Here is a 1,424-nt window from a genome sequence, read left to right on the forward strand (position 1 = left end):
CGCAGGCGCGCGAGCGCATCGGGCACGCCCTTGTCGCGCAGCACGGCGGCCTCGACGAGCAGCGCCGTGGGATGCACCACCACCGCGCTCGCAAGCAGCGTGGCGACGCCGGGCTCGAAGCTGCCGGCGCCGAATTGCGAGAAGGTGTGATGGCGCCCGTCGGCCCGCACCACGTTGTGGCCGGCCTGCGCGCCGCCGTTGAAGCGCACCACGGTGTGGGCGCGCAGCGCGGCGCAGAAGTGATCGGTGTAGAGGCCCTTGCCGCAGTCGCCGAAGCCCAGGCCCAGCAGCGAGAGATAGCGCGTGGCGCCGGTGCTCACGACGCGCGCGGCGGGGTCAGCCGAACAGGCGCTTCCACCACGACGAGCGCGGTGCCGACGCGGCGGCGCTCGGCGGCGCATGGCGCGGCTTGTTCGGGTCGAGCAGCGCCGCATAGCCGTCGAGCGCATGCAGCACGCCGTTGATGCGCGCCTTGTCCACGCTGCCGGTCGCGGCCATCACGCGGCCGAGTTCGTCGAGGCTGGGCACGGCCTTCTCGGTCAGCGCGACGATGCCCGCGGCCACCGCGCAGGCGTCGTCGGGCGAGTCCATGCAGATCACGTGGTCGCCGAGCAGCTCGCGCCAGCGCGGCTCGCAGCGGCGGCGGCGCTGCGCGTCGGGAATCAGGAAGAACAGGTGGCAGGTCTCGGCCGCGGCCGCGATGGCCTCCTCGATCGGGATGTCCTCGTCGAGCTTCTCGCCGACCAGGCCCTCGATCTGGTGGTGCGAGACGGCGGGGTAGGGCAGCTCGTCGCCGGTCACGAACAGGTAGCCGCGCTTCTTGCGCTTGACCCAGCAGTCCATGTCGGTGTGCTGCGCGATCACGTAGAAGGCCAGCTCGTAGCTCTCCTCGCCGGTGCCGCCGCCGCCGCCCTCGAGGTAGCTCCAGGTGAGCCACTGGTCCATCAGGTTGGCGGTCGATTCGAACTGGCCCACCTGCAGCGGCGCGCGGTCGGAGGTGGCGTCGCCGATCGCCATGAACATCAGCTGCGGATCGGCCACGCCGCAGTCGGTCAAGAGCTTCATGAAGGTCGGCAGCTCGCGGCGCGCCAGCGTCTGCGGGATGTCGCCCATCGAGCCCGTGACATCGAGCGCGAACACGATGCCCAGCGAGTTCGGATGGTCGGCGTTGTCGCGCGCCTCGCGCACCTTGAGGCCGCGCGGGTCCATCAGCGGATGGGTGGCGGTCTGGGCGAAGACCTCGGCGCCCGACTTGGCGGCGCGGTCCGCGACCAGGGCCGCGTGGGCGGCGTGCGAATAGTTTCCGTAACCCATGGATGTTCCTCGTCGTGAAGAGAGAAGAAGAAAAAGCCGTCAGCCGCCGTGCGGCGCGGGATCGAAAGCAATGAACCGGGGCGCGCCGAAGGCTTCGCGCGAGGCCGCCG

The 1,424-nt window shown here is 71.1% G+C and carries 2 protein-coding genes; both read right to left on the reverse strand.

Features of this window, described 5'->3' with window-relative positions:
- A partial coding sequence (locus tag AC27VN_RS41375) for an adenylosuccinate synthetase (RefSeq protein WP_490880498.1) occupies nt 1-320 on the reverse strand: 320 nt, incomplete at its 3' end.
- Between the two features lie 16 nt (nt 321-336).
- Nucleotides 337-1,314 carry a VWA domain-containing protein gene (locus AC27VN_RS41380; protein WP_490880499.1) on the reverse strand — a complete coding sequence of 326 codons (978 nt, stop codon included), beginning with the start codon at nt 1,312-1,314 and terminating at the stop codon, nt 337-339.
- Between the last annotated feature and the right edge of the window lie 110 nt (nt 1,315-1,424).

It is taken from the genome of Variovorax sp. 20P10.2.4, from assembly GCF_058244205.1.